Origin of the sequence: Cellvibrio sp. BR, assembly GCF_000263355.1 — a bacterium.
Lineage (GTDB): Bacteria > Pseudomonadota > Gammaproteobacteria > Pseudomonadales > Cellvibrionaceae > Cellvibrio.
Window position 1 is genome coordinate 653,192 of record NZ_JH668201.1, and the last position, 20,678, is coordinate 673,869.

The following is a 20,678-nucleotide window of genomic DNA, read 5'->3' on the forward strand; positions in this document are numbered from 1 at the left end:
ATTGTTTATTAAGCCGGATTTTGAAAGCCAGCAATAAACCCTGGGATAAAAATAGCCGCTCAATGGAGCGGCTATGTGTGAAGCAAATTCGTTACAAAAACAGCGGCGTACTTATTTAACACTTCCGGGAATGACAGGAACCGAATGCTGCACCGCACCATTCTGCCCACGGTTTCGCAGTAAGTGATCCATCAGCACCAAGGCCAACATTGCTTCGGCAATTGGTGTTGCACGAATACCCACGCAGGGGTCGTGACGCCCTTTGGTAATTACTTCAACTGGATTGCCGTGCACATCTACACTGCGACCGGGAATGTGCAAGCTGGAGGTAGGTTTAAGGGCGATGTTGGCAATAATATCCTGACCGGATGAAATACCGCCCAAAATACCACCCGCGTTATTCGACAAGAAACCTTCGGGTGTCATCTCGTCGCGATGTTGGCTACCACGCTGCTCAACCGAGCCAAAACCTTCACCAATTTCAACACCTTTTACTGCGTTAATACTCATCAATGCGTGGGCGATTTCGGCATCGAGGCGATCGAAAATAGGCTCGCCTAAACCCGGCGGCACATTGGTGGCGACCACGGTGATTTTTGCACCGATGGAATCGCCCTCTTTATTGAGCGCCTGCATAAAGGTCTCCATCTCTGGCACCTTACTGGCGTCCGGGCAGAAAAACGGGTTTTGGTCGATTTGGTCCCAATCAACCGATTCAATTTTTATCGGGCCAAGCTGCGACAGATAACCGCGCACTTCAATGCCGTGAAAATCTTTCAAATATTTTTTGGCGATAGAGCCAGCTGCAACACGCATGGCCGTCTCACGCGCGGAGGAACGACCGCCACCGCGATAGTCGCGCACACCGTATTTTTGCATGTAGGTGTAATCGGCGTGGGCCGGGCGAAATTGGTCTTTGATATTGGAGTAATCTTTGGAGCGTTGATCAGTGTTCTCGATCAGCATGCCAATCGGTGTACCGGTAGTTTTGCCCTCAAACACTCCCGACAAAATCTTGACTGCATCCTCTTCGCGACGCTGGGTGGTGTAGCGTGACTGCCCGGGCTTGCGGCGATCCAGATCAATTTGAATATCCGCCTCAGTCAACTCAAGGCCGGGTGGGCAACCATCCACAATCGCGCCCAGCGCTACGCCGTGACTCTCGCCAAAGGTGGTAACCGTAAATAATTTGCCGTAGGTATTTCCAGACATAGAAATCAAACACCTGATCAATAAAAAAGTGGGCGGATTATACGTGAGTTAAGGCCATGACGCATCGCCAGCAGCACTGCGCTATAGAATTCCATCGGCACGCGCTTTGCGCAGGTCTTCTGCATTTAATACGAATACCCCATGACCACCGCGTTCAAATTCAATCCAGGTAAAAGGCAACGCAGGGTAAGCCGCTTCCAGCGCCGGCCAGGAGTTCCCTACCTCCACCAGCAACACGCCCTGCTCGCTCAGGTAATCTACGGCCTCAGTCAATAAGCGACGGGTAAAATCCAAGCCGTCATCACCAGAGGCTAACCCCAGCTCCGGCTCTGCGTGATACTCCTCAGGCAGGCTGGCCATATCTTCGGCATCAACATAGGGCGGATTGGAAACGATCAGATCAAACACTTGCCCTTGCAGGCTCTCAAATAGATCCGACTGCATGGCAAATACCCGCTCAGCCAAGCCATGCTGCTCGATATTTTCTTCTGCTACCGCCAACGCATCAAAAGAGATATCACTTAATTGCACATAAGCCTCAGGAAAGGCATAAGCGCAAGCAATACCGATACAGCCACTACCGGTGCACAAATCCAGAATCTGCGCAGGTTCATTGACCAACCACGGCTCAAACCGTTTTTGGATCAGCTCGCCAATTGGGGAGCGCGGCACTAATACCCGCTCATCCACCACAAACGGCAACCCGGCAAACCAGGCTTGGCGGGTGATATAGGCGGCAGGAACTCGCTCTTGAATGCGTCGCGCCAAGTTGGCGACAACTTTTTTACGTTCGGGCAAAGTTAAGCGAGCATCCAGCCATTCGTCACCCAAAGGCGGCGACAGGTTAATGGCATGCAGCACTAATTGTTCCGCTTCATCCCAAGGGTTGTCGGTACCGTGACCATAAAACAGTTTGGCCGCAATAAACTCACTCGCACCCCAACGCAAGAAATCGCGAATGGTCAATAATTCATCGCGTGCGGCATCAAAATCAGAAGGAGATAAAGCCATGAATAACCTCGAATACTTTTTTGTAGCAATATTCTACCGAATTAATTGAATCAATCAGGATTTATGTTTTCTAGTAGCACGGCTAACGCGGTAAACTGCGGTTTTGTGAATGGCAGTGCGCAGCTGCCGCAGGAGGAGCACCAATGAAAGAACACTTTGCGAGTATTATTGCCAGCATTGGCGAAGATTTAACCCGCCCCGGTTTATTAGACACCCCCGACCGTGCCGCAAAAGCGTTTCAGTTTCTAACCCGAGGCTACAATCAAACCCTTGAAGAAGTTGTGAATGATGCACTTTTTCCATCGGACTCGGAGGAGATGATTATGGTGAAAGATATTGAACTCTATTCACTTTGCGAGCATCACCTGCTGCCGTTTATCGGCAAAGCCCATGTGGCTTATATCCCCACTGGAAAAGTACTGGGGCTATCTAAAGTTGCACGTATCGTCGATATGTTTGCGCGTCGCCTGCAAATTCAGGAGCAACTGACAGTGCAAATTGCGGAGTGCATTCAGCAGATTACCGGCGCATCAGGCGTGGGGGTTATTATTGAAGCAAAACACATGTGTATGATGATGCGCGGTGTTGAAAAGCAAAACTCTTCAATGAAAACCTCTGCCATGCTTGGCTCATTCCGCTCCAACCAAGCAACGCGCAGCGAATTTTTATCATTACTTCGCGACTAGATTGCCACTGTCGGTCACATCGATCGGCCAATAAAAAACCACACACAGTTGTGGTTTTTTATTGGCGGTAAATTTTCACCAATTCAACTCGCGCCGTTCTATCGCCCTTACCTGCTGGCGCTAACCCACCGACCCCATAAGACACCAGACGATCAGCGCCAATACCAGCTTCTTGCACCGCTGTTTTTAATTGCTCAGCGTAAGCATGGGAGTTTTTCTGCTGAACAGCCAGCGGTACCGGCGAATAATCGTGCCCGACAATGGCGAGAGTCCATTCAGGGCGGCTTTTTAACACATCAACCAATGCCTGCAGATGCGCGGGTTTGATATTAATAGTCATAACGCCCTGAGCGTCACCCGTCAGTAAATCCGGAAATACGTAGTAACCGCTGGAATCCAAGGCACGAATAATTGACTCAGGATTAGCTGCAATTCCCTGCTCATTAACCCGATCCACATGCACAATATCTAACTGCAAATAAACGCGTTTATTACCGCGCTGAACTGCATATAGCGCAACATAAAACGGCTTTGCATCGGCATTGATAACTTCATAAGCGCCGTACTGTTGAAATTGATCCAAACCATACAGCTGAAGGATTTTAAAATGATTATTAGCCCACGAATTACTGGTACCGCAATCGCGGCCATTACAATGAAACAACTCGCGCAAATTAAAGTTTTGCAATTGATCCAAATAGAAGTCAAATCCCTTGCTTGCGCTATGCCCCTCAGGCAACTCCACCGTATAGCGAGTCAAATTACCACTCAAGCGCTGCTGACGATCCAATCGCCAACTGCCCGCGATTTTTTTATAACTACCTAGCGCAAATAAATAATCATCAGTCTCCCCTGAGCTTTGGAAGAGAATGCGGGCATTGTGATAAGGCTCAAGCGATAACTCTGCCGCATGAACAAAACCGGAGAAAATAAAAACTGCAGTGATCAAAAGCAATTTCATAAGCAATTCCAGGGTAAAAACAACTCTATAAAAGACAGCTATAACGATAATCTTGCAAAAAAAGTGTTCAGCTTTTTTGCAATTAATTCCGACTCTTGCTCCATATGAAGATGATGCCCGCCGCCCAGAACCTCGTAATCCACTTGAGAAAACTTATTAACTTCTTCCAAATAATTTGCATAAAGCTTGGGTAAACCATTGTCCGCAAGCAATAATTTAATTGGTGCTTCAACACGATTCAAAAAAGCCGCTAATTGCTCACGCGACATTTTAAATACCGATGGAACCATCAGGCGTGGATCAGTGCTCCAGGAAAAACCACCGTCGCGCTCAACAACACCTCTCATAGTTAAGGCGGTGGCAGCCTCACTCCCCAAAGGAAACATCCCCCGCTCACGAGCCTTAATCGCCACATCAAGATTGGTGTATACGGATTGAGTTTTTTGTTGCTGGGCACGCAAACCTGTTATGGCACTGGCGAGTTGTGCCGGCGCATCCTGGGGGGATGCCGGCTCTGGCAGAATCCCCTCTATTAGACCAAGCCCAATGCATCGTTCAGGAAATGTGCCTGCCGCCAAAGTGCTAATAATCGCACCGCGGGAATGCCCAAGGAGTGCAAATCGCTGCCAGCCCAAATAATCGGCTACAGCAAAAATATCGTTGACATCATCCCAAGGTGTGTAAGCCGTTTGGCCCAAGCGGTGCGAGCTTTGGCCGTGGCCAGCCAAATCAAGTGCAACTATGTGCAGGTTTTGTAGTTGCGGAGCAAGTTTGAAAAAACTGGCGGAGTTATCCAGCCAACCATGAAGTGCCAGCACTGGAAGCTGACCAGAATCGCCCCACTCCTGTGCGGAGAACTCAAGGTCATTAACAGTGAATCGCAGTTCGCGTGGAGATCTGGAATCGTCTAAAACTTGTTGCATTCTCGAAGCTCCAGCGCTGAGGTGTCGAACATTATTTTTTGGGAGGTACTGGGTTAATGAACTGCGTGATCAAGCCAGAGCAGCTCTCCCAGTCCGGATGCGATAGTTTGAATCTCGACAGCTGCCAATGAGCTAGTCCCCATGGGATAAAACCCCTCCGGTTTGCCGCAAAGTAACCCGAGAAGTTTACCTACCATTGGCTGATGGCTTACCAGCAGTATGGCCCCTGGGTTTGATGCATCGTTACGGTAAAGCCAATCGATTAGTTGATTGGGATCTGCCTCAGGTATCAAAAACTCCGTCGTTTGCAAAGGAATAGCAGGGAAATATTGCTGGGCTATCTGCGCTGTTTGCTGTGCACGAACGAGGGGACTGGCCCAGATTGCTGCGATATTTGCCAGTTCTTTCAGTCGCGCCGCCAGTACTTTCTCGGATTCAAAAAAACCCTTCTGCGTGAGTTTGCGCGCCTCGTCAGAGGTTATCTGCGCCTCGGCCTGGCCATGGCGCAATATATAAATGATCATTTATCGCCTTTTGTGTCGTCGGTGATGACATCAGTTGCAGCATCGGTATTGACTGGCTCTACTGATTTTTCATCGGCACCAGCATGTTTTTCAGCAGAACCTTTGGGCCAATCAGCAAACGGGAAGGGTTTTTCATCACTGCTGTAACACAAGAACTTCAACACATCATAAATATAAGTTGAGAGTGAATGGCCAAAGCGACGCAGGTATTGATTGTCCTCACCGGTAATCAGCGAAAAGAAAAATTGGGCAATCACCAATACCCACATAACGATACTTGCCACCTGTAAAACAGCGGCAAAAATAAGCATAAATACCAGTCGAAACCAGTGCTTGCTTGAAGTCAGGTTTGATTTCAGTTGTTCGTTATCCATTAGTTTCCCCTTAAAAATTCAACATCGTCGGCTTGCTCACCAACCATTAAACCACGAGCCACTTCAGAAATAGCTCGCCCTTCAAAAAGCACAGCATACAACCCATTTACCAAAGGCATGTAAATACCTAGCTCGCCGGCTTTTTGCTTTACCTGACGCAGAGTATTCACACCCTCGGCTACCTGGCCAAGCGAAGCGACGATTTCATCCAATTGCTTTCCCTGGCCTAAGGCAAAACCTACACGGTAATTTCGGCTTAAATCCGAGGTGCAGGTTAATATCAAATCGCCAACGCCGGCCAAGCCTAAAAAAGTCATGGGATTAGCCCCCATCACCTGCGCAAAACGGCTCATTTCGGCAAGACTACGAGTCAGTAGCATTGCTTGCGTGTTGTGCCCTGCCCCCAGCGCCGCTGCCATACCGCAAATAATAGCGTAGATATTTTTAAGCGCGCCGCCCAATTCCACGCCGTAACGATCATGGTTAGCATAAACACGAAACGTTTCGGACTTTAAAGTGCACTGCACAGCACTAGTCAGAGCATCACTTTCACTGGCGATCACTGTCCCCGTTTGCTGCTGCTGAACTATTTCTTTGGCAAAGTTGGGGCCACTTAACACGCCAATCGCATGCCCAGGCAACTCCTGTTCAAGTATTTGACTCATAAGAGTAAAGCCTTCTGGCTCGATTCCTTTTGCAGTGCTCACCACCATGGTATGGGCATCCAATAATGGTTTGATCATTTGTGTAACGGCCCGGAATGAATGCGTGGGGATAGAAATAAAAATCAAGTCTGCTCCGACAACAGCATCGGCCAAATCAGCGGTGATAACTAAACCTTTGTTAAGCGCATAGCCTGGCAAGTAACGAGTATTTTCGTGTGCTGCCGCCGTGGCTTCCGCCTGCTCTGCAGAGCGCATCCACAAATAGGTAGGGTACTGGTTACAGGCAATAATATTGGCAATCGCTGTGCCAAAACTACCGCCTCCCAATACTGTTATTTTTGAAATTTTACTCATAAAAATATCCACCGAATTAGCCAAAGGGTGCACTGCAAAAACGTCACCTGTTACCAACTAAAAAACTCACAAATCACCCAAACTGTAACTTTTTTGCACAAAAACTTTCATCTAAACTTTGTCCACATTTTCTGTGGATAAGTTAGTGGATAGATTTTGGGAAACCGCCGCAAACCCCTATAAAATCTATAGCAATAACAAATTGATTAATTTTTGATCAATTAAATTAATTTCTTATTAATCAATTAGTTACATAAAAATACAGCATTAAAAGCACGTTTTTTCGCATTTTTGCTCAGCGCTTGTACTGGAATCGTCAAATAGCACAAGAGGTGTGCATAAAGAGTTAGTGATTATTAACCTTAAAGCGCCGATAGACCGGAAAGATTCATATTGCAAGATAATTTTTAACAATATCCATGCTTCATTTTGAATCAAAAAAACACTTCAAAAACATGTGCAAGAAAAATCAGTGGGTCAGCTCAGCGCTACAGGGAAAGCATCACTCAATTGAGCCAAGCGCACCATAGCTTCCATTGGCATAAAGAAGAGGATTCACCTCTTCCCCGTTAACAATTACATTGCTAATCGCACCTATGACTATTTTGTGAGTTCCGTAAGTCATAACCTTATCGGTTTTGCAAATAAACACAGCAAGTGCATCTGCTAACACAGGCAATCCTGACTCATCAGTTACCCAGTGCCCAACGCCAAACCGGTTTTTTGAAGGGTCGCGCCCCGCACAAACATTGGAGACATCCTGATGATTGACGGAAAGTACATTGATGGCAAACATCACATCAGGGCTACTCAGGTGCGCCTGCTGCGAAACAGCCTGATTGATACACACAAGTAATGATGCTGGAGAATCTGACACTGAAGTCACAGAAGATACGGTCATCGCAAACCGCTCATCTCCACCTAAAGAAGTGGACAGCACACAAACACCTGAAGCTAGCCTGCGCATGCCTAACTTCATAGAAGACGCCAAACTGTTGTTTTGCATAAAAACTCCCAAACCTAGTCAAGCGCGTATTCTGACTAGCTACTGCCCTACAAACAAGCGGCGCCAAACACCAAAAAAACACCAAGCCGCCAGGTATCGTTCAAAAAACGGTATGACCACTCTGGTAAAAATGCAGAGTAAAAAGTGTGATAGCCGTGCGCTAAACCAATGCTGTGCCGCAATTTTCACCAAGCCGGAACACTACTTGTTCAAGCTGCTTAGAAATTAACTTGCCGTGCTAAATATTTTATTTTGTTGTGTTTTTTTCGTTGACGACATCAAGACTCACCGTTAATATGCGCACCACTTGAAACGCACAACGTTTTAAGTCGTCGGAGTGTAGCGCAGCCCGGTAGCGCGTCTGTTTTGGGAGCAGAATGTCGGGGGTTCGAATCCCTCCACTCCGACCATCTTTTTTATCGAACCTGCGAAGGTTTGATCCAGTATGTGCCCGTAGCTCAGCTGGATAGAGCACCCGCCTTCTAAGCGGGTGGTCGCAGGTTCGAATCCTGCCGGGCGCGCCACATTGGCATATATATATCGCTCAAACTTCTCTTAAAGATATTGTCAGGCAAAGCCTGTAAATATTTCCTTGCTACGGTGGCTGTAGCTCAGTTGGTAGAGCCCTGGATTGTGATTCCAGTGGTCGTGGGTTCGAGCCCCATCAGCCACCCCATATTCTCAATAAATCAAAAAAATCTTCTCGTTAGAGAGTGCTATCCAAATTAAATCATGAAGCCCACTGCGGCTACTGCTACTTTTTCAAGCCCCCACCTCCCGATATTAATTTCCTTGGCGTCCTATGCTCACTATGGGAAAATGCGCACAATTTCGTTTTACTACTTCTTTTCTGCTAACACACAGGTAATTAATGCCCATGTCCGCACTCGTATTGGATGGCAAAGCCCTTGCCGAAAAAACTGAACAGGAACTCTCCGCTCGCGTTGCCGCATTAAAGGTGCGGAGCAATGGCCAGACTCCAATTTTGGCAACAATCCTGGTGGGAGACGACCCAGCCTCAGCAACCTATGTAAAGATGAAAGGCAATGCTTGTACACGCATTGGCATGGAATCGATGAAGGTGGAGCTACCGTCAACCACTACCACTGAAGAGCTGCTAAACACTATTCACGAGCTTAACAACAACCCCAACGTGCATGGAATTTTGTTGCAACACCCGGTTCCGCATCAAATTGATGAGCGTATTTGCTTTGATGCAATTAGCGCAGAAAAAGACGTAGATGGCGTGACCTGTTTAGGCTTTGGCCGCATGAGCATGGGCGAAGAAGCTTATGGCTGCGCAACCCCTAAAGGGATTATGCGTTTACTGGAGGCCTATGGCATTCAGTTCGAAGGCAAGCATGCCGTTGTTGTTGGGCGCAGCCCGATTCTTGGCAAACCCATGGCATTGATGATGCTAAATGCGAATGCCACAGTCACTATTTGTCACTCACGCACAAAAAATCTTCCAGATTTAATAAAGCAAGCGGATATTCTGGTTGGCGCTGTAGGCAAGCCGGAATTTATTAAGGCCGAATGGATTAAAGATGGTGCCGTTGTTGTAGATGCTGGCTACCACCCAGGTGGTGTGGGCGACATTGAATTGAAACCGCTGGTCGACCGTGTTGCTGCTTATACCCCTGTTCCCGGCGGCGTAGGCCCTATGACAATCAACACGTTGATTTATCAAACCGTCGACTCTGGTGAAAAGAAAATCAGTTAACACTTGATTGGTCATACATCAAAAAGCAGGCGGACGCCTGCTTTTTTGCTTTTAAGAACTAAAAGGCTCAATAAATAGTAATGAGTGAAATCCTGCCAATTATTTACCGCGATGAATACTTGGTTGCCATCAATAAGCCAAGCGGTCTTCTCGTGCACCGAAGTGAAATTGATCGCCACGAAACGCGCTTTGCCATGCAGTTGCTGCGCGATCAAATCGGTCAAATGGTTTACCCTGTACATCGTTTGGATAAACCCACTTCTGGCGTATTGGTATTTGCACTTTCATCAGAGATTGCACGCCAATTAGGGGATATTTTTGCGTGCCATGCACTAACCAAAACCTATGTTGCATTAGTACGCGGCTTTGCACCAGAACATGGAATTATCGACCACCCTCTCGTTGAAGAGCAGGATAAATATACAGATAAAAAAGCGCGCGCTAACAAACCAGCACAGGAAGCGATTACCGAATTCAAGACGCTTGCACAGATTGAATTCCCGTTTAGCATTGATAAATATCCTTGTACTCGCTACTCCCTGGTGCAATGCACGCCACAGACCGGACGCAAACATCAAATTCGCCGTCACATGAAGCATATCAGCCACCCTATTATTGGCGATGCAAAACATGGTAAGGGCAACCACAACCGTTTTTTTCAGGAAAAATTTGCTTGCGATGGATTAATGCTAGCAGCGACCGAAATGCAATTAATTCATCCTGTAAAAAATGAAGCATTGATTTTAACGGCACCACTCGCGACAAAATTTACTCATATTATTCACCAATTTAACTGGGGTGATGCCCTGCCCTCAAGTTGGATTACCGCTCAGGATTATTAATGCGCCTAGATAAATTTCTCAGCCAAAATAGCGAACGCTCTCGCTCACTTATTCAGCAGGCTATAAAGGCAGGGCGGGTAACGGTTGATGGTACCATCGCCAAAAAAGGTGAGCAAAAATTACTGGGCAACGAAATCGTTACGCTTGACGGAAAATTAGTTGAAGCGCTTAACGTGCGCTATTTAATGCTGAACAAACCGCTGGGGTATGTGTGCGCAAATAGCGATAGCGAGCACCCCGTAGTAGTTGATCTGATCAACTTGCCACGCTGGCAAGAATTGCAAATCGTGGGGCGACTGGATATTGATACCACAGGTTTGGTTCTGTTGACGGATGATGGCCAGTGGAATCATCGTATCACCTCGCCCCGCCATGAATGCCAAAAAACTTACAAGGTAAAAACAGCCAATCCTATTGACCGCGAAGTCATTGAACTATTTGCGCGCGGAGTACAATTGCATGGAGAAAAAGCCCCTACCCGGCCCGCACAGCTTGAACTGTTATCCTTGCAAGAGGCACGACTAACGATTCATGAAGGCAAATACCACCAGGTAAAACGCATGTTTGCCGCGACCGGCAATCACGTTGTTGAACTTCATCGCGAAGCGATTGGCTCAATAACACTGGATCCAGTGCTCGCCTCAGGTGAGTTTCGCCATTTAAGTACCGACGAAATACAGAGCATTTATTTATGATTGATTTAGCGCTGGCCAAAGTTGTACAGGAATTGGGCGAGCACACACAAAACACTCAAGGCAAGTTTCTCTGGTGCACAGATGAAAACTCACTCAACAATTTGCCGCCCGCTTTTAATCATCAAGGTTTAATACTGATGACCAACCGGTGGGATGTGGCCCACGAAGCGGCCCAACGTGGATTCAATACACAATTTAGTGACTTCGATTGCAACGCCATCCCCAGCGACAGTCTCGATGGTTTTTTTTATCGCATATCAAAAGAAAAACCACTAGTTCATCATTTATTAAATGAAGCCTGGCGTTGCCTCAAGATTGGTGCCCCGCTGATTATCGCCGGCTATAAAAATGAAGGGACCAAAACCTACATCGAAAAAGTTAGCAAGCTCATGGGCGCTGAAAAAAAGATAGAAAAAGACGGGCCCAGCTACTCCTCGGTTATTTACAAACACGCTGGCTATAACCACGAGCAACGGATTGATGACTGCAATTATGCGCACTTACGCCTTGTTGTGGAGGGTGAAGGCTTTAGGGTTCTAAGTAAGCCTGGGCTTTTTGGTTGGAATAAAATCGATGCAGGTAGCGCGCTACTTATTGAGCAAATTAACAATGATGCATTGGGTGGAATGCACCCTCAATCTTGTTTAGATCTGGGCTGCGGTTATGGATACCTGACGCTGGCAGCCACACAGCTTGATGCCTGTCAACAAATTAATGACTGGATACTTACCGATAATAATGCCGCTGCACTTATTGCCGCTCAGGCAAACCTGAAAGACAACGGGATTTCTGGTGAAGTGATTGGCGCCGATGCGGGGAAACAGATCAACAAACAAGTGGATTTACTGCTTTGCAACCCCCCTTTCCATCAAGGTTTTAGTGTCGATGGAGACCTGACGGATAAGTTCCTCCGTAGCGCGCAGCGATTATTGGCAAGTGATGGTCTAGCGCTTTTTGTGGTTAATCAATTTATTCCATTAGAGCGCAAGGCGGTGGGGCTATTCAGGGATATCTCGCTCGTTATCGATAACGGTAGCTTTAAGGTAATTCGCCTGAGTAAACCGATAGGCGCGGCGCGGGATTGAACAACTTGCCGACATACTGTGGAATTAATGAACAGCCTTGAATTCATTGAGGTTTTTTCAGAAAAAAACTTGCCACAAAGCACCAAAAAACGGTTGACCAACCAAAACCGGCTCTATATCATGCGCTCCACTTCCACAGAGGAAGTCACCGATCCGCCTTAGCTCAGTCGGTAGAGCAAATGACTGTTAATCATTGGGTCGCTGGTTCGAGTCCAGCAGGCGGAGCCAAATTAAACAAAAAAGGCCGCATTTATGCGGCCTTTTTTGTGCGCGCTATATTGTGTATTTCATCCCCATCCATCGTTTGTGGAGCATCCTATGTTTAACGTTAACGAATATTTCGGCGGCGCGGTTAAATCTATCGCCTTTCAAACTGAAACCCTGCCTGCGACTATTGGTGTAATGGCCAAAGGTGACTACGAATTTGGTACCAGCCAGAAAGAATACATGACTGTTGTAAGTGGTAGCCTGACGGTTGTATTGCCTGGTAGCGATAAAGCAGAGACTTTTGCAGCAGGCCAAACCTTTATCGTTGAAGCCAATCAGCGGTTTAAAGTTAGCGCAGACGTGGAAACTTCTTATCTGTGCAAATACGAATAAACATTGTTAGATGAATTGTGTCGCGAGTGATTGCGCCCAATTGAATCAACAAAATAAAGGCGCTTCGGCGCTTTTATTTTTTATTTTGCCGCGTTAATAAACAGATAAACCAAAAACCATACAGCCCTCCCCCACTCAATCATAATCAGATCGCGAACGGGTTGACCAATAGGTAACAGCTCTATATGATGCGCGCCACTTCCTTACAGGAAGCGTAATTCCGCCTTAGCTCAGTCGGTAGAGCAAATGACTGTTAATCATTGGGTCGCTGGTTCGAGTCCAGCAGGCGGAGCCAAATTTAAAAGGTCGCACTCGTGCGGCCTTTTTTATTTTTTCGCCTTCAATTATCTCCACTACCTCCTCATCCAAGAGACTAGCGATCTTCCTCCATACACCTCTCAAAAGTTGCAGCAGGCTGATCGTAAAAATGTACAAGCGACTGCAGTAGGCAGGCCTCACTACTCAATACCGAGTGTGCGGTATTTTGACTGATATACAGCTGGGTATTTTTCCATTTCGAATGTACCGCTTGCGCCCACTCCACTGGAGTTACCGGATCCAACTCACCCGCCAGTATCAATGTAGGCACATAAGGCTGGTAGGATTGCAATGGAGCCTCTGCAACCAGGTGATGACACAACTGGTAACGCCATTGATCGCGAGTATAATTTTGCAATAGCGAATATTGATTCACCAGCGCGAGATAATCCATTTCATTCATCACCGGATTATCCGAGCAATCAACAGCCGTAAACGTTAGGCTGTTAAAATCTTCGCTCATACTTTGATTTACAAAAGGCTCTATCAGTGGTTTGAGTGCTTCGCGATTGTGCTCTTCCACACCTTTGATAGCTGCTGCAATTTTTAACCAATCACGAGGCGTGTAAGTTGCCGCAAACGCAGCCGATAAAAAACGATGGTCGTTTAACAAAAAGCTGACTGGCGCTTCACCATCCCAGCGTTTAATAGTTAATTCAATGGGGGATTCGCGCAAACTGTCCAACGCCCCCATAAACAATTCTAGTGGTGACCGGTTAGAGTCACCCAACGCGTTAATACATTCAGGCTGCGCCGCACAACCACTAAAAAATTTATGCATCGCCTCATCAAGCACTTGCGGCCAGGTTTGTACGCCACCAAAACCGGCTGGGTAAATTGAATCAAGCACCATTGCTTTGAGTTTCGTTGGCTGTTGTTGAAGCGATTCCTGATAAGAAATTTCCAGCGCCAAACGCGTTCCGTATGACACACCCAAGATATTCCACTCGGGATACTCAAGTAGCTGCATAAGCGCACGAATATCACTTGCCGATTGCCGGGTACTAAAATGACGGTAATCCAGTGCTGGATTGCGTGCGACGGCTGTGTCGAAACATGTGCGGGTAACATCAAAACCCGACGCCAATTCCTCTGCCAATGAAACATGTTCACGCAGCATTTGCTGATTACTGCGATTGTATTCAGCACATACCAGTGCAGGACTACTGCGCCCGGTGCCGCGGGTATCGATAAGAATAATATCGCGCCCAAGGGCTGCATAGCGCATCCAGTTTAGCCAGCTTTTTATACCATCACTGTGCAAGCGCGCTCCTGCCCCCGGCCCTCCCTGCAAATAAACAATAGAGTCCTTACGTCGTGTGGCAGTCTCATCCTTCAGTATCACAACCGGCAAACGAAATGCGCCGGAGGCGCTTGGCGTATGCAACTCACCGCAACGTATTTCCGCCGTCCAATCCGCATCAAACCAACAAGGTGTCGTGAGGAATTTATAAGCTTGCGGTGAAGTTGATAATTCGCTGGCACCCGCGCGAGTATAAAAATGATGCGCAACAAAAAGTAGCGCCATTAAAGCCATACAGGCAGAAAACCAGTAGCGATGTCTACTCATTTTTCTACAACCTTAGGCCAAGACAGTAACCAAGGATCACGCCACTCCATAATGGCTGCAGAAAAAAAATCATCACGGAAATATTCGCCCTCACGAGGTAATGCGGTATAGCGGTATTGTTTTTCAGCCAATGCAAAGCCCAAGCTATAGGCGTGTAAATAGGTGCGATCTATGGCGCTATTTGATGCAGCATCCGCATAAAGCACATCACCCATAATCGGTGCGCCGATACTTTTTAAGGCAACACGAATCTGATGAGTTTTGCCGGTGTGAGGTTTGATCATAAATAACCGGCGCCCAGGTACAACGCTCTTACTAAAAAATTGTGTGATAGCGGGGTTTTCTTGTGTCGCCAATAATTTAAATGCGCCGCGCCGTGCGGTAGTCATATCACCCTTAATCAAGCCTTGTTTTTTTGTAGGCTTTTTTGCACTGAGGGCGAGATAATATTTTTCTATGTGGCGTGCACGAAATGCCGCAGTAAGTTGGTTGTTAATTTCAGCGGTTTTTGCCATAAGCAATAAGCCAGAGGTAACCTTATCCAAACGATGTACAGGGTAAAGCTCAGATAGCCCTTGCTGCTGCTTACAATATTCAAATAATCCCATTTCACCGGAGTCACTGTGAAAACTGGTGTTCGGTTTTTTATAGATCACCAAAAAATCGGCATTCTCGTCGATCAACTCATACATTCAGTTATCTCTGTCAGATCAAACCACGACAAACTTTGTCGCAATAAAGTCATAGAATATTTCTGCTATAAAAGTAGAAACGTTGTGACTTAAAAAACTAAGCCAAGGCTAGCGTCATAAGTGCAGCTGACTATAATCAACACAGGTGTCCGCTCAGCTGTCGTAATGACGGGTTAACCCTAAGAGTGTCTATCTCGGCACTCCATGTTTCGAATTGTGTCCAGCTTGCTGCATTTGCAGTAGCGCCAGCGACCAAGCGAACAAACCAATCACCTACAGCTGGCGGGCACCTTTTTATATTTAACGTGTTAGCAACACTATTCGCCTCAATCTGGCTATTTTCCTTTATTCTGCGCTATTTTTGTTGTTTGAAGCGACGAACCTTGTGCTTATAATTCCAATCAACGCTTCTTGCCAATTAAATTGGCACCAGTTCACTCATTCCTCTCTATTTAACCAAGCCTCTATGATTACGGCTCCATCAACTACCGATCGTTATCGCACCCAGCATAAACTGCGCTTGAGCTATATGCCGTGGCTTTATGCGCGCCTGAAACCTGCCCCGCGCGAATGGGCGCAGCAATGGCAAGAAGAATGGCAGGCTTATCTCTGCGATATGGAAACAATTATGCTCGGCAAGAATTGTTTTATCGCCCCGGAAGCCAGACTTTTTGCTGAACCCGGACGTCCAATCATTATTGGTGATAACTCCTATATTGCCGCCGATTGTGTGATTCACGGCCCCGTAACGATTGGTCAAGGGGTATCTATCAATCACCACGTCAGTTTGGATGGCGGCAGCAAAGGTATCACCATTGGGGATAACTCGCGTATTGCAGCCTATACCTCTGCTTATGCGTTTAATCATGGCATGGCGCCAGAGAGGTTAATCAACGAGCAACCCGTCAACTCCAAAGGCATCAGTATTGGTTGTGATGTCTGGATTGGCGCCAATGTGGGCATAGTGGATGGCGTGCACATCGGCGATCATGCGGTGATTGGCATGGGCAGCCTGGTAACAAAATCGGTGGCAGACTACAGCAAAGTTGCTGGAAACCCCGCCCAAGTCATTGGGTCTCGCCAAAAATAACAAACTCATTACGTTAATTGACGCGATTAATCGTTTCGCACCCCTTAAACTAGGGGCATTCATTCAGCGTAGGACTCAATGACAAATGGTAGATATGCACTGGGCACTCAAGCTACTCACTTGGCTTGAAGTAACGTTTATCACAGTTATCGGTTTAATCTTGTTGTCACTGGCAATTATGTACATTGCCGATATCACACAAAATACACATACCATTCGCAAAAACTATCCACTTATTGGACGTTTTCGCTATTTTTTCGAGCATTTAGGCGAGTTTTTTCGTCAGTATTTTTTTGCCCAAGATCGCGAGGAATTGCCATTTAATCGCGCAGACCGCTCCTGGGTTTATCGCGCCGCAAAAAATATCGACAGCAATGTGGGTTTTGGCTCCACCCTCAACCTGAACCAGCCCGGCACCCTGCTCTTTTTGAACTCTGCATTTCCCGTTCAGGAAGAGGAGGCTCTGATCGCCGCGCCAGTCACTCTCGGCCCCTTCTGCAAAACTCCCTACACCACCAATTCTATTTTTAATATTTCCGGCATGAGTTACGGCGCCATTTCCCGCCCGGCAATTCTGGCCTTGTCGCGCGGTGCGGCCAAAGCGGGCTGCTGGCTCAATACCGGTGAGGGTGGCTTGTCGCCCTATCACCTCGAAGGCAACTGCGATTTGGTTTTTCAAATAGGCACAGCGAAATACGGCGTGCGTGATTTACATGGCAACCTCAACGATGAGCGTTTGGCGGAACTTGCAACCCTTCCGCAAATCAAGATGTTCGAGATTAAATTGAGCCAAGGTGCCAAGCCCGGTAAAGGCGGCATATTGCCCGCGGAAAAAGTGTCGGCGGAGGTCGCTTATATCCGTGGAATTGCCCAAGGCCAGGCATCCATTAGCCCTAATGGCCACACTGACATTCACTCGGTGATTGATTTGTTGGCAATGGTCAACCATATCCGCAAAGTAACAGGCAAACCCGTCGGCTTTAAAGCGGTGCTCGGCGAAAAAACCTGGTTGGTTGACTTGATCAATGAAATACGCGTGCAAGGCATTGAATCCGCGCCGGATTTCATCACTCTGGATAGCGCCGATGGTGGCAGCGGCGCAGCACCACAACCATTGTTGGACCATGTCGGCTTGCCGATTAAAGAGAGCTTGCCGTGGCTGGCAGCACTTCTGGAGCAAGCAGGCTTGAAAGAGCGTATTAAAATCATTGTGGCGGGCAAGTTGATTACCCCCCATATGGTGGCTTGGGCGCTGGCCTGTGGTGCTGATTTCGTGAATAGCGCGCGTGGCTTTATGTTTGCGCTGGGCTGTATTCAGGCAATGCAATGCCATAAAAATACCTGCCCTACCGGCATTACCACCCACAACACCAAATTGCAAAAAGGCCTGGACCCAACTGATAAAGCCGAGCGAGTGGCTTCTTATCAGCGCAACCTGAGTAAAAGTGTTGCGATGATTGCTCATTCCTGTGGGCTTGCTGAGCCGCGACAATTAAAAATGCGTCACCTTCATATCATCACTAACAATGGCTTCTCAGCCCCTTGGGAAAGCGTAAATCCACAGCCCTTAATTTTTACTGCAGCAGAGAACCGCACCAGTAGCGATGAAGCATCGACCAAGCATTAAATATAGTTTTTCTTGCAAGAGGTATTTATGAAAAAAAGTAAACTTATTATCGCACTCGCAATACTTTTCACTGCAAATATTTGTGTTGCCCAGTACACACCATTAAATGTCGTTTCCGAAAACAATAAAAAACCACTTTCCGAAGAAAAAGAAATTAGCATCAAAGAATTGGGCTGGATGGATCACAACAAAATGGAGCAGGAAATAACGTCAGTCAATGAACTGGCTCAAACCAAAATAGGCAGCACCATCCGTCGCGATCTCTCTGATTTACAATTATTACAACGCCTTGTAGATGGTGCCTGGGTGGCACGCGATGATTATGCAACCCAGCAAGCAATGGGAGTTGTGCTCGGCAACGTGATGCTGGCTGATTTTCCAAATACTTTTGCATGGAAAGTGTACGAGGATGAAGTTGGTAGGAGCCGCGCGCTCTGCGTTAAAAATACCAATGAGTGTTTGTTTCCGGTCACTATGTTGTCACGCCGCATGGAAATTGGCTCAGCGCCAAACGTGAAAAAAATCTACGATGATGCAATTTTATTGATGGAAAAGCACCTACCCAAACTCCCCTACGATGGCGGGATAATGTACCGCTTACCTCGCACAAATTAGGTGCTTGCCGAGTGCGTAGCGCATCACTATAATTCGCAGCTCCTCTCGGGGGAGTAATCTGCTCCAGTAAATTTGATAATCATTATCAAAAAACCACTGAGCGCTTTTGTCAACAAACTTGCCGCACTCTTTATCAAAATTGTTTTCTTGATTAAGAGCGCACCTACGGCATGGCAAAAGCGTCCTTTGTAGTGCTGCACCAACAGCACACTTCGGATTGATGAGACCTGAGATACAGCTACAGCCCCGGGCGGGATGTGGCCGTATCTCATGTATTTCATCCCGCCCTGGAAAATCTAATGGAAGCTTTTCTCAGCTCAACCCTCGCTGTCGCTATTGCAGAAATTGGCGATAAAACCCAGTTACTCGCACTTTTTCTTGCTGCCCGTTACGGCCGCCCTTATATCATTAGCTTGGGCGTATTAATTGCGACATTGATAAATCATGCACTTTCCGCTTGGCTTGGTACCGTGCTCGCAGATGTTATCCCCACCGAATGGATTCGCTGGATTATCGCCGGCAGTTTTTTTGTCATCGGCCTCTGGTTGTTAATTCCCGACAAAGAAGATGACAATATGGGCCGTCTCGCCAACTACGGTCCATTTGTAGCAACACTGGTATTATTTTTTCTGGCAGAGATTGGCGATAAAACCCAAATTGCCACCGTGATATTGGCTGCAAAATTCAATGCAGATATGTGGATGACCTGCGCCGTTATTGCCGGTACAACCTTAGGCATGCTGTTAGCTAACGTGCCAGTCATTTTTGCAGGAAAATGGCTCATGGATAAACTGCCGCTCGGCTTTGCCCACAAAGCGGCTTGTGTGCTGTTTATTTTATTGGGAATTGCGACCTTGCTTGGAACTTGATTTGATTATATTTTTGTTTATGAAGCTGTAATCTAGTTCGGCGCGCGATGACTGGGGATCAATCTTTCAGGTACCAGTCGTCGCGATAGGTTTTAACCAAATCCGGATAAAGTACAGTCATCACGGTTGCAATTAATCCGTTAATAAAACCTTCAGGAAACATCATTAATAAAAAAACAAAAAAGTGTTCGCGTGTACTGTTCAAATGCACATCACTAGCGGTTAATGCAAACAATGTAAGTGCCGCCGCTCCCACTAGCAGGCAACTAAGCATGGCGCCAAAAAAGCCAACACCCCAGAAATAGGTGAATGGATTTTTAAACTTCCAGCGATCAACCAGCCATAACACACACCAGGCCCAACTCGCTGGCACTAGAACACTCAAACAAAAATCTACCGGCAATGCACTTAAATCAAACTGGGCTAAAGCCACATCCCAATCCATATGTACTGCACGCAACGGTAGTTGATAGCACTCCAATACCACCAGCGCACAAACACCAATAAGTAGTGCAAAGCTCCACCCAAATACCATTGCGGTAACTGTTATAAGTAAAGGGTGAATAGCCAGCGTTGCACGCACTTCCACTTGCAACAACCACAACAACGCCAGTGCCAATATAGTCGCGAATAAAATATGTTGTCGTGCCTGATTAATAAACAGCTGTGTCCATGGCGCATAGCGGACTGCCAGCAGCAGCGTCGGCAAACTGATCGCTGTAGCCAACCAAAACAATGCGCCATTAGGTGGTAAAAGTAAGTTCATGGTCGGCAACTACCAAGCCTTACACTTTGGATTCACTGTGCCCTTGCTTATGCAAAACCTCGCGAATTTTTTCCGCTGTTTGTTTTAGTGCTTCCCCATCCGCATTTTTTGCAAACGCAAAACTAAGATCATCCATTGAATCCATTGGCACCAAATGAATGTGAGTATGAGGAACTTCAAGACCGGCGATCATAAAACCCACACGCGTGGCAGGATAAGCGACCTTTAATGCATTGGCGATTTTGTGACTCACTTGCATCAAGTGCGCAGCGAGACCCAATGGCAGATCACTCCACTGATCAATTTCTTCCCGTGGAATTACCAGGACATGACCTTGGCGAATAGGTTGAATCGTCAAAATCGCAACGGCTTTGTCGTCCTTCCATACAAAATTGCCGGGGATTTTTCCTTCCATAATCAAACTAAATACACTGGCCATTAATAGTTCCTCTTTAAACTTTTACCATTAA

At 46.9% G+C, this 20,678-nt stretch carries 22 protein-coding genes and 5 tRNA genes; 15 read left to right on the forward strand and 12 right to left on the reverse strand.

Translation table 11 applies throughout. From position 1 onward, the window contains the following. Positions 1–111 precede the first annotated feature (111 nt). On the reverse strand, positions 112–1,212 hold the full coding sequence (gene aroC, locus O59_RS08025) for a chorismate synthase (RefSeq protein WP_007641389.1): 1,101 nt from the start codon (positions 1,210–1,212) through the stop codon (positions 112–114). A gap of 81 nt (positions 1,213–1,293) precedes the next feature. Beyond that, positions 1,294–2,223: a 50S ribosomal protein L3 N(5)-glutamine methyltransferase gene (gene prmB, locus O59_RS08030; protein ID WP_007641391.1), complete on the reverse strand. Its 930-nt coding sequence runs from the start codon at positions 2,221–2,223 to the stop codon at positions 1,294–1,296. A 143-nt stretch (positions 2,224–2,366) separates the two neighbouring features. Between prmB and folE the strand changes: the two genes are divergently transcribed. Further along, a complete protein-coding gene (gene folE / locus O59_RS08035) occupies positions 2,367–2,909 on the forward strand; it encodes a GTP cyclohydrolase I FolE (RefSeq protein ID WP_007641392.1) in 543 nt (180 codons plus the stop codon). 58 nt (positions 2,910–2,967) lie between these two features. Here the strand turns inward: folE and O59_RS08040 are convergent, their stop codons facing one another. The 6 genes from O59_RS08040 to O59_RS08065 all read right to left on the reverse strand — a co-directional run bounded on the left by O59_RS08040 (position 2,968) and on the right by O59_RS08065 (position 7,716). Further along, positions 2,968–3,870, reverse strand: a complete 903-nt coding sequence (locus O59_RS08040; protein ID WP_007641393.1) for a DUF4892 domain-containing protein — start codon at positions 3,868–3,870, stop codon at positions 2,968–2,970. 38 nt (positions 3,871–3,908) lie between these two features. Further along, positions 3,909–4,793: an alpha/beta hydrolase gene (locus O59_RS08045; protein WP_081489670.1), complete on the reverse strand. Its 885-nt coding sequence runs from the start codon at positions 4,791–4,793 to the stop codon at positions 3,909–3,911. Between the two features lie 53 nt (positions 4,794–4,846). Continuing rightward, entirely contained in the window at positions 4,847–5,317 is a 471-nt protein-coding gene (gene sixA, locus O59_RS08050; protein ID WP_007641395.1) for a phosphohistidine phosphatase SixA, read from the reverse strand. Further along, complete coding sequence (locus tag O59_RS08055; RefSeq protein ID WP_007641403.1) at positions 5,314–5,691, reverse strand: DUF4389 domain-containing protein; 378 nt, start codon at positions 5,689–5,691, stop codon at positions 5,314–5,316. The genes sixA and O59_RS08055 overlap by 4 nt, the downstream gene beginning before the upstream one ends. Continuing rightward, positions 5,691–6,710, reverse strand: coding sequence for an NAD(P)H-dependent glycerol-3-phosphate dehydrogenase (locus O59_RS08060; protein WP_040392018.1), 1,020 nt, complete (start codon positions 6,708–6,710; stop codon positions 5,691–5,693). The genes O59_RS08055 and O59_RS08060 overlap by 1 nt, the downstream gene beginning before the upstream one ends. 502 nt (positions 6,711–7,212) lie before the next feature. Further along, positions 7,213–7,716, reverse strand: a complete 504-nt coding sequence (locus tag O59_RS08065; RefSeq protein WP_040391744.1) for a flavin reductase family protein — start codon at positions 7,714–7,716, stop codon at positions 7,213–7,215. Positions 7,717–8,049: 333 nt separating this feature from the next. On the opposite strand from O59_RS08065, the gene O59_RS08070 reads away from it, so the two are divergent. From O59_RS08070 to O59_RS08115, 10 genes are all read left to right on the forward strand, one after another. After that, a tRNA-Pro gene (locus O59_RS08070) sits at positions 8,050–8,126 on the forward strand. A 37-nt stretch (positions 8,127–8,163) separates the two neighbouring features. Continuing rightward, positions 8,164–8,240 (forward strand) — tRNA-Arg (locus O59_RS08075). 76 nt (positions 8,241–8,316) lie between these two features. Further along, positions 8,317–8,392: transfer RNA gene (locus tag O59_RS08080), tRNA-His, on the forward strand. Positions 8,393–8,593: 201 nt separating this feature from the next. Continuing rightward, a complete protein-coding gene (gene folD / locus O59_RS08085; protein WP_040391745.1) occupies positions 8,594–9,439 on the forward strand; it encodes a bifunctional methylenetetrahydrofolate dehydrogenase/methenyltetrahydrofolate cyclohydrolase FolD in 846 nt (281 codons plus the stop codon). An 80-nt stretch (positions 9,440–9,519) separates the two neighbouring features. Next, positions 9,520–10,281: a tRNA pseudouridine(65) synthase TruC gene (gene truC, locus O59_RS08090; protein WP_007641408.1), complete on the forward strand. Its 762-nt coding sequence runs from the start codon at positions 9,520–9,522 to the stop codon at positions 10,279–10,281. Then, on the forward strand, positions 10,281–10,976 hold the full coding sequence (gene rsuA / locus O59_RS08095) for a 16S rRNA pseudouridine(516) synthase RsuA (RefSeq protein ID WP_007641416.1): 696 nt from the start codon (positions 10,281–10,283) through the stop codon (positions 10,974–10,976). The genes truC and rsuA overlap by 1 nt, the downstream gene beginning before the upstream one ends. Next, positions 10,973–12,061, forward strand: a complete 1,089-nt coding sequence (locus tag O59_RS08100) for a class I SAM-dependent methyltransferase (RefSeq protein WP_007641417.1) — start codon at positions 10,973–10,975, stop codon at positions 12,059–12,061. The genes rsuA and O59_RS08100 overlap by 4 nt, the downstream gene beginning before the upstream one ends. Before the next feature lie 152 nt (positions 12,062–12,213). Further along, a tRNA-Asn gene (locus O59_RS08105) sits at positions 12,214–12,289 on the forward strand. A 90-nt stretch (positions 12,290–12,379) separates the two neighbouring features. Next, on the forward strand, positions 12,380–12,661 hold the full coding sequence (locus tag O59_RS08110) for a pyrimidine/purine nucleoside phosphorylase (protein ID WP_040391747.1): 282 nt from the start codon (positions 12,380–12,382) through the stop codon (positions 12,659–12,661). Between the two features lie 219 nt (positions 12,662–12,880). After that, positions 12,881–12,956, forward strand: a tRNA-Asn gene (locus O59_RS08115). A 78-nt stretch (positions 12,957–13,034) separates the two neighbouring features. Here the strand turns inward: O59_RS08115 and O59_RS08120 are convergent. Both O59_RS08120 and O59_RS08125 read right to left on the reverse strand, forming a co-directional pair. Continuing rightward, positions 13,035–14,549 carry an alpha/beta fold hydrolase gene (locus O59_RS08120; protein WP_040391749.1) on the reverse strand — a complete coding sequence of 505 codons (1,515 nt, stop codon included), beginning with the start codon at positions 14,547–14,549 and terminating at the stop codon, positions 13,035–13,037. Further along, positions 14,546–15,241 carry a TIGR01621 family pseudouridine synthase gene (locus tag O59_RS08125; protein WP_007641423.1) on the reverse strand — a complete coding sequence of 232 codons (696 nt, stop codon included), beginning with the start codon at positions 15,239–15,241 and terminating at the stop codon, positions 14,546–14,548. Before O59_RS08125 ends, O59_RS08120 begins: the two co-directional genes overlap by 4 nt. A gap of 466 nt (positions 15,242–15,707) precedes the next feature. Here O59_RS08125 and O59_RS08130 point away from each other — a divergent pair, with 466 nt between their 5' ends. The 4 genes from O59_RS08130 (at position 15,708) to O59_RS08150 (ending at position 19,442) form a co-directional block, all read left to right on the forward strand. Then, positions 15,708–16,331 carry a DapH/DapD/GlmU-related protein gene (locus O59_RS08130; RefSeq protein WP_007641424.1) on the forward strand — a complete coding sequence of 208 codons (624 nt, stop codon included), beginning with the start codon at positions 15,708–15,710 and terminating at the stop codon, positions 16,329–16,331. An 85-nt stretch (positions 16,332–16,416) separates the two neighbouring features. Further along, positions 16,417–17,958, forward strand: coding sequence for an FMN-binding glutamate synthase family protein (locus O59_RS08135; protein WP_007641425.1), 1,542 nt, complete (start codon positions 16,417–16,419; stop codon positions 17,956–17,958). A 27-nt stretch (positions 17,959–17,985) separates the two neighbouring features. After that, positions 17,986–18,573 carry a DUF3806 domain-containing protein gene (locus tag O59_RS08140; protein ID WP_157152512.1) on the forward strand — a complete coding sequence of 196 codons (588 nt, stop codon included), beginning with the start codon at positions 17,986–17,988 and terminating at the stop codon, positions 18,571–18,573. A gap of 299 nt (positions 18,574–18,872) precedes the next feature. Then, complete coding sequence (locus O59_RS08150; RefSeq protein WP_040391752.1) at positions 18,873–19,442, forward strand: TMEM165/GDT1 family protein; 570 nt, start codon at positions 18,873–18,875, stop codon at positions 19,440–19,442. A gap of 58 nt (positions 19,443–19,500) precedes the next feature. Here the strand turns inward: O59_RS08150 and O59_RS08155 are convergent, their stop codons facing one another. Together O59_RS08155 and O59_RS08160 are read right to left on the reverse strand one after the other, a co-directional pair. After that, positions 19,501–20,208: a hypothetical protein gene (locus O59_RS08155; RefSeq protein ID WP_007641430.1), complete on the reverse strand. Its 708-nt coding sequence runs from the start codon at positions 20,206–20,208 to the stop codon at positions 19,501–19,503. Positions 20,209–20,227: 19 nt separating this feature from the next. Beyond that, positions 20,228–20,647 carry an HIT family protein gene (locus tag O59_RS08160; RefSeq protein ID WP_007641432.1) on the reverse strand — a complete coding sequence of 140 codons (420 nt, stop codon included), beginning with the start codon at positions 20,645–20,647 and terminating at the stop codon, positions 20,228–20,230. Positions 20,648–20,678 lie beyond the last annotated feature (31 nt).

Bases quoted from the DNA above. Each gene is read 5' to 3' on its own strand.
- truC (WP_007641408.1), top strand. From the start codon at position 9,520: ATGAGTGAAATCCTGCCAATTATTTACCGCGATGAATACTTGGTTGCC.
- O59_RS08065 (WP_040391744.1), bottom strand. From the start codon at position 7,716: ATGCAAAACAACAGTTTGGCGTCTTCTATGAAGTTAGGCATGCGCAGG.
- O59_RS08040 (WP_007641393.1), bottom strand. From the start codon at position 3,870: ATGAAATTGCTTTTGATCACTGCAGTTTTTATTTTCTCCGGTTTTGTT.
- O59_RS08155 (WP_007641430.1), bottom strand. From the start codon at position 20,208: ATGAACTTACTTTTACCACCTAATGGCGCATTGTTTTGGTTGGCTACA.
- O59_RS08100 (WP_007641417.1), top strand. From the start codon at position 10,973: ATGATTGATTTAGCGCTGGCCAAAGTTGTACAGGAATTGGGCGAGCAC.
- O59_RS08160 (WP_007641432.1), bottom strand. From the start codon at position 20,647: ATGGCCAGTGTATTTAGTTTGATTATGGAAGGAAAAATCCCCGGCAAT.
- O59_RS08135 (WP_007641425.1), top strand. From the start codon at position 16,417: ATGGTAGATATGCACTGGGCACTCAAGCTACTCACTTGGCTTGAAGTA.
- O59_RS08125 (WP_007641423.1), bottom strand. From the start codon at position 15,241: ATGTATGAGTTGATCGACGAGAATGCCGATTTTTTGGTGATCTATAAA.
- aroC (WP_007641389.1), bottom strand. From the start codon at position 1,212: ATGTCTGGAAATACCTACGGCAAATTATTTACGGTTACCACCTTTGGC.
- O59_RS08140 (WP_157152512.1), top strand. From the start codon at position 17,986: ATGAAAAAAAGTAAACTTATTATCGCACTCGCAATACTTTTCACTGCA.
- O59_RS08110 (WP_040391747.1), top strand. From the start codon at position 12,380: ATGTTTAACGTTAACGAATATTTCGGCGGCGCGGTTAAATCTATCGCC.
- O59_RS08150 (WP_040391752.1), top strand. From the start codon at position 18,873: ATGGAAGCTTTTCTCAGCTCAACCCTCGCTGTCGCTATTGCAGAAATT.
- prmB (WP_007641391.1), bottom strand. From the start codon at position 2,223: ATGGCTTTATCTCCTTCTGATTTTGATGCCGCACGCGATGAATTATTG.
- folD (WP_040391745.1), top strand. From the start codon at position 8,594: ATGTCCGCACTCGTATTGGATGGCAAAGCCCTTGCCGAAAAAACTGAA.
- sixA (WP_007641395.1), bottom strand. From the start codon at position 5,317: ATGATCATTTATATATTGCGCCATGGCCAGGCCGAGGCGCAGATAACC.
- O59_RS08060 (WP_040392018.1), bottom strand. From the start codon at position 6,710: ATGAGTAAAATTTCAAAAATAACAGTATTGGGAGGCGGTAGTTTTGGC.
- rsuA (WP_007641416.1), top strand. From the start codon at position 10,281: ATGCGCCTAGATAAATTTCTCAGCCAAAATAGCGAACGCTCTCGCTCA.
- folE (WP_007641392.1), top strand. From the start codon at position 2,367: ATGAAAGAACACTTTGCGAGTATTATTGCCAGCATTGGCGAAGATTTA.
- O59_RS08120 (WP_040391749.1), bottom strand. From the start codon at position 14,549: ATGAGTAGACATCGCTACTGGTTTTCTGCCTGTATGGCTTTAATGGCG.
- O59_RS08045 (WP_081489670.1), bottom strand. From the start codon at position 4,793: ATGCAACAAGTTTTAGACGATTCCAGATCTCCACGCGAACTGCGATTC.
- O59_RS08130 (WP_007641424.1), top strand. From the start codon at position 15,708: ATGATTACGGCTCCATCAACTACCGATCGTTATCGCACCCAGCATAAA.
- O59_RS08055 (WP_007641403.1), bottom strand. From the start codon at position 5,691: ATGGATAACGAACAACTGAAATCAAACCTGACTTCAAGCAAGCACTGG.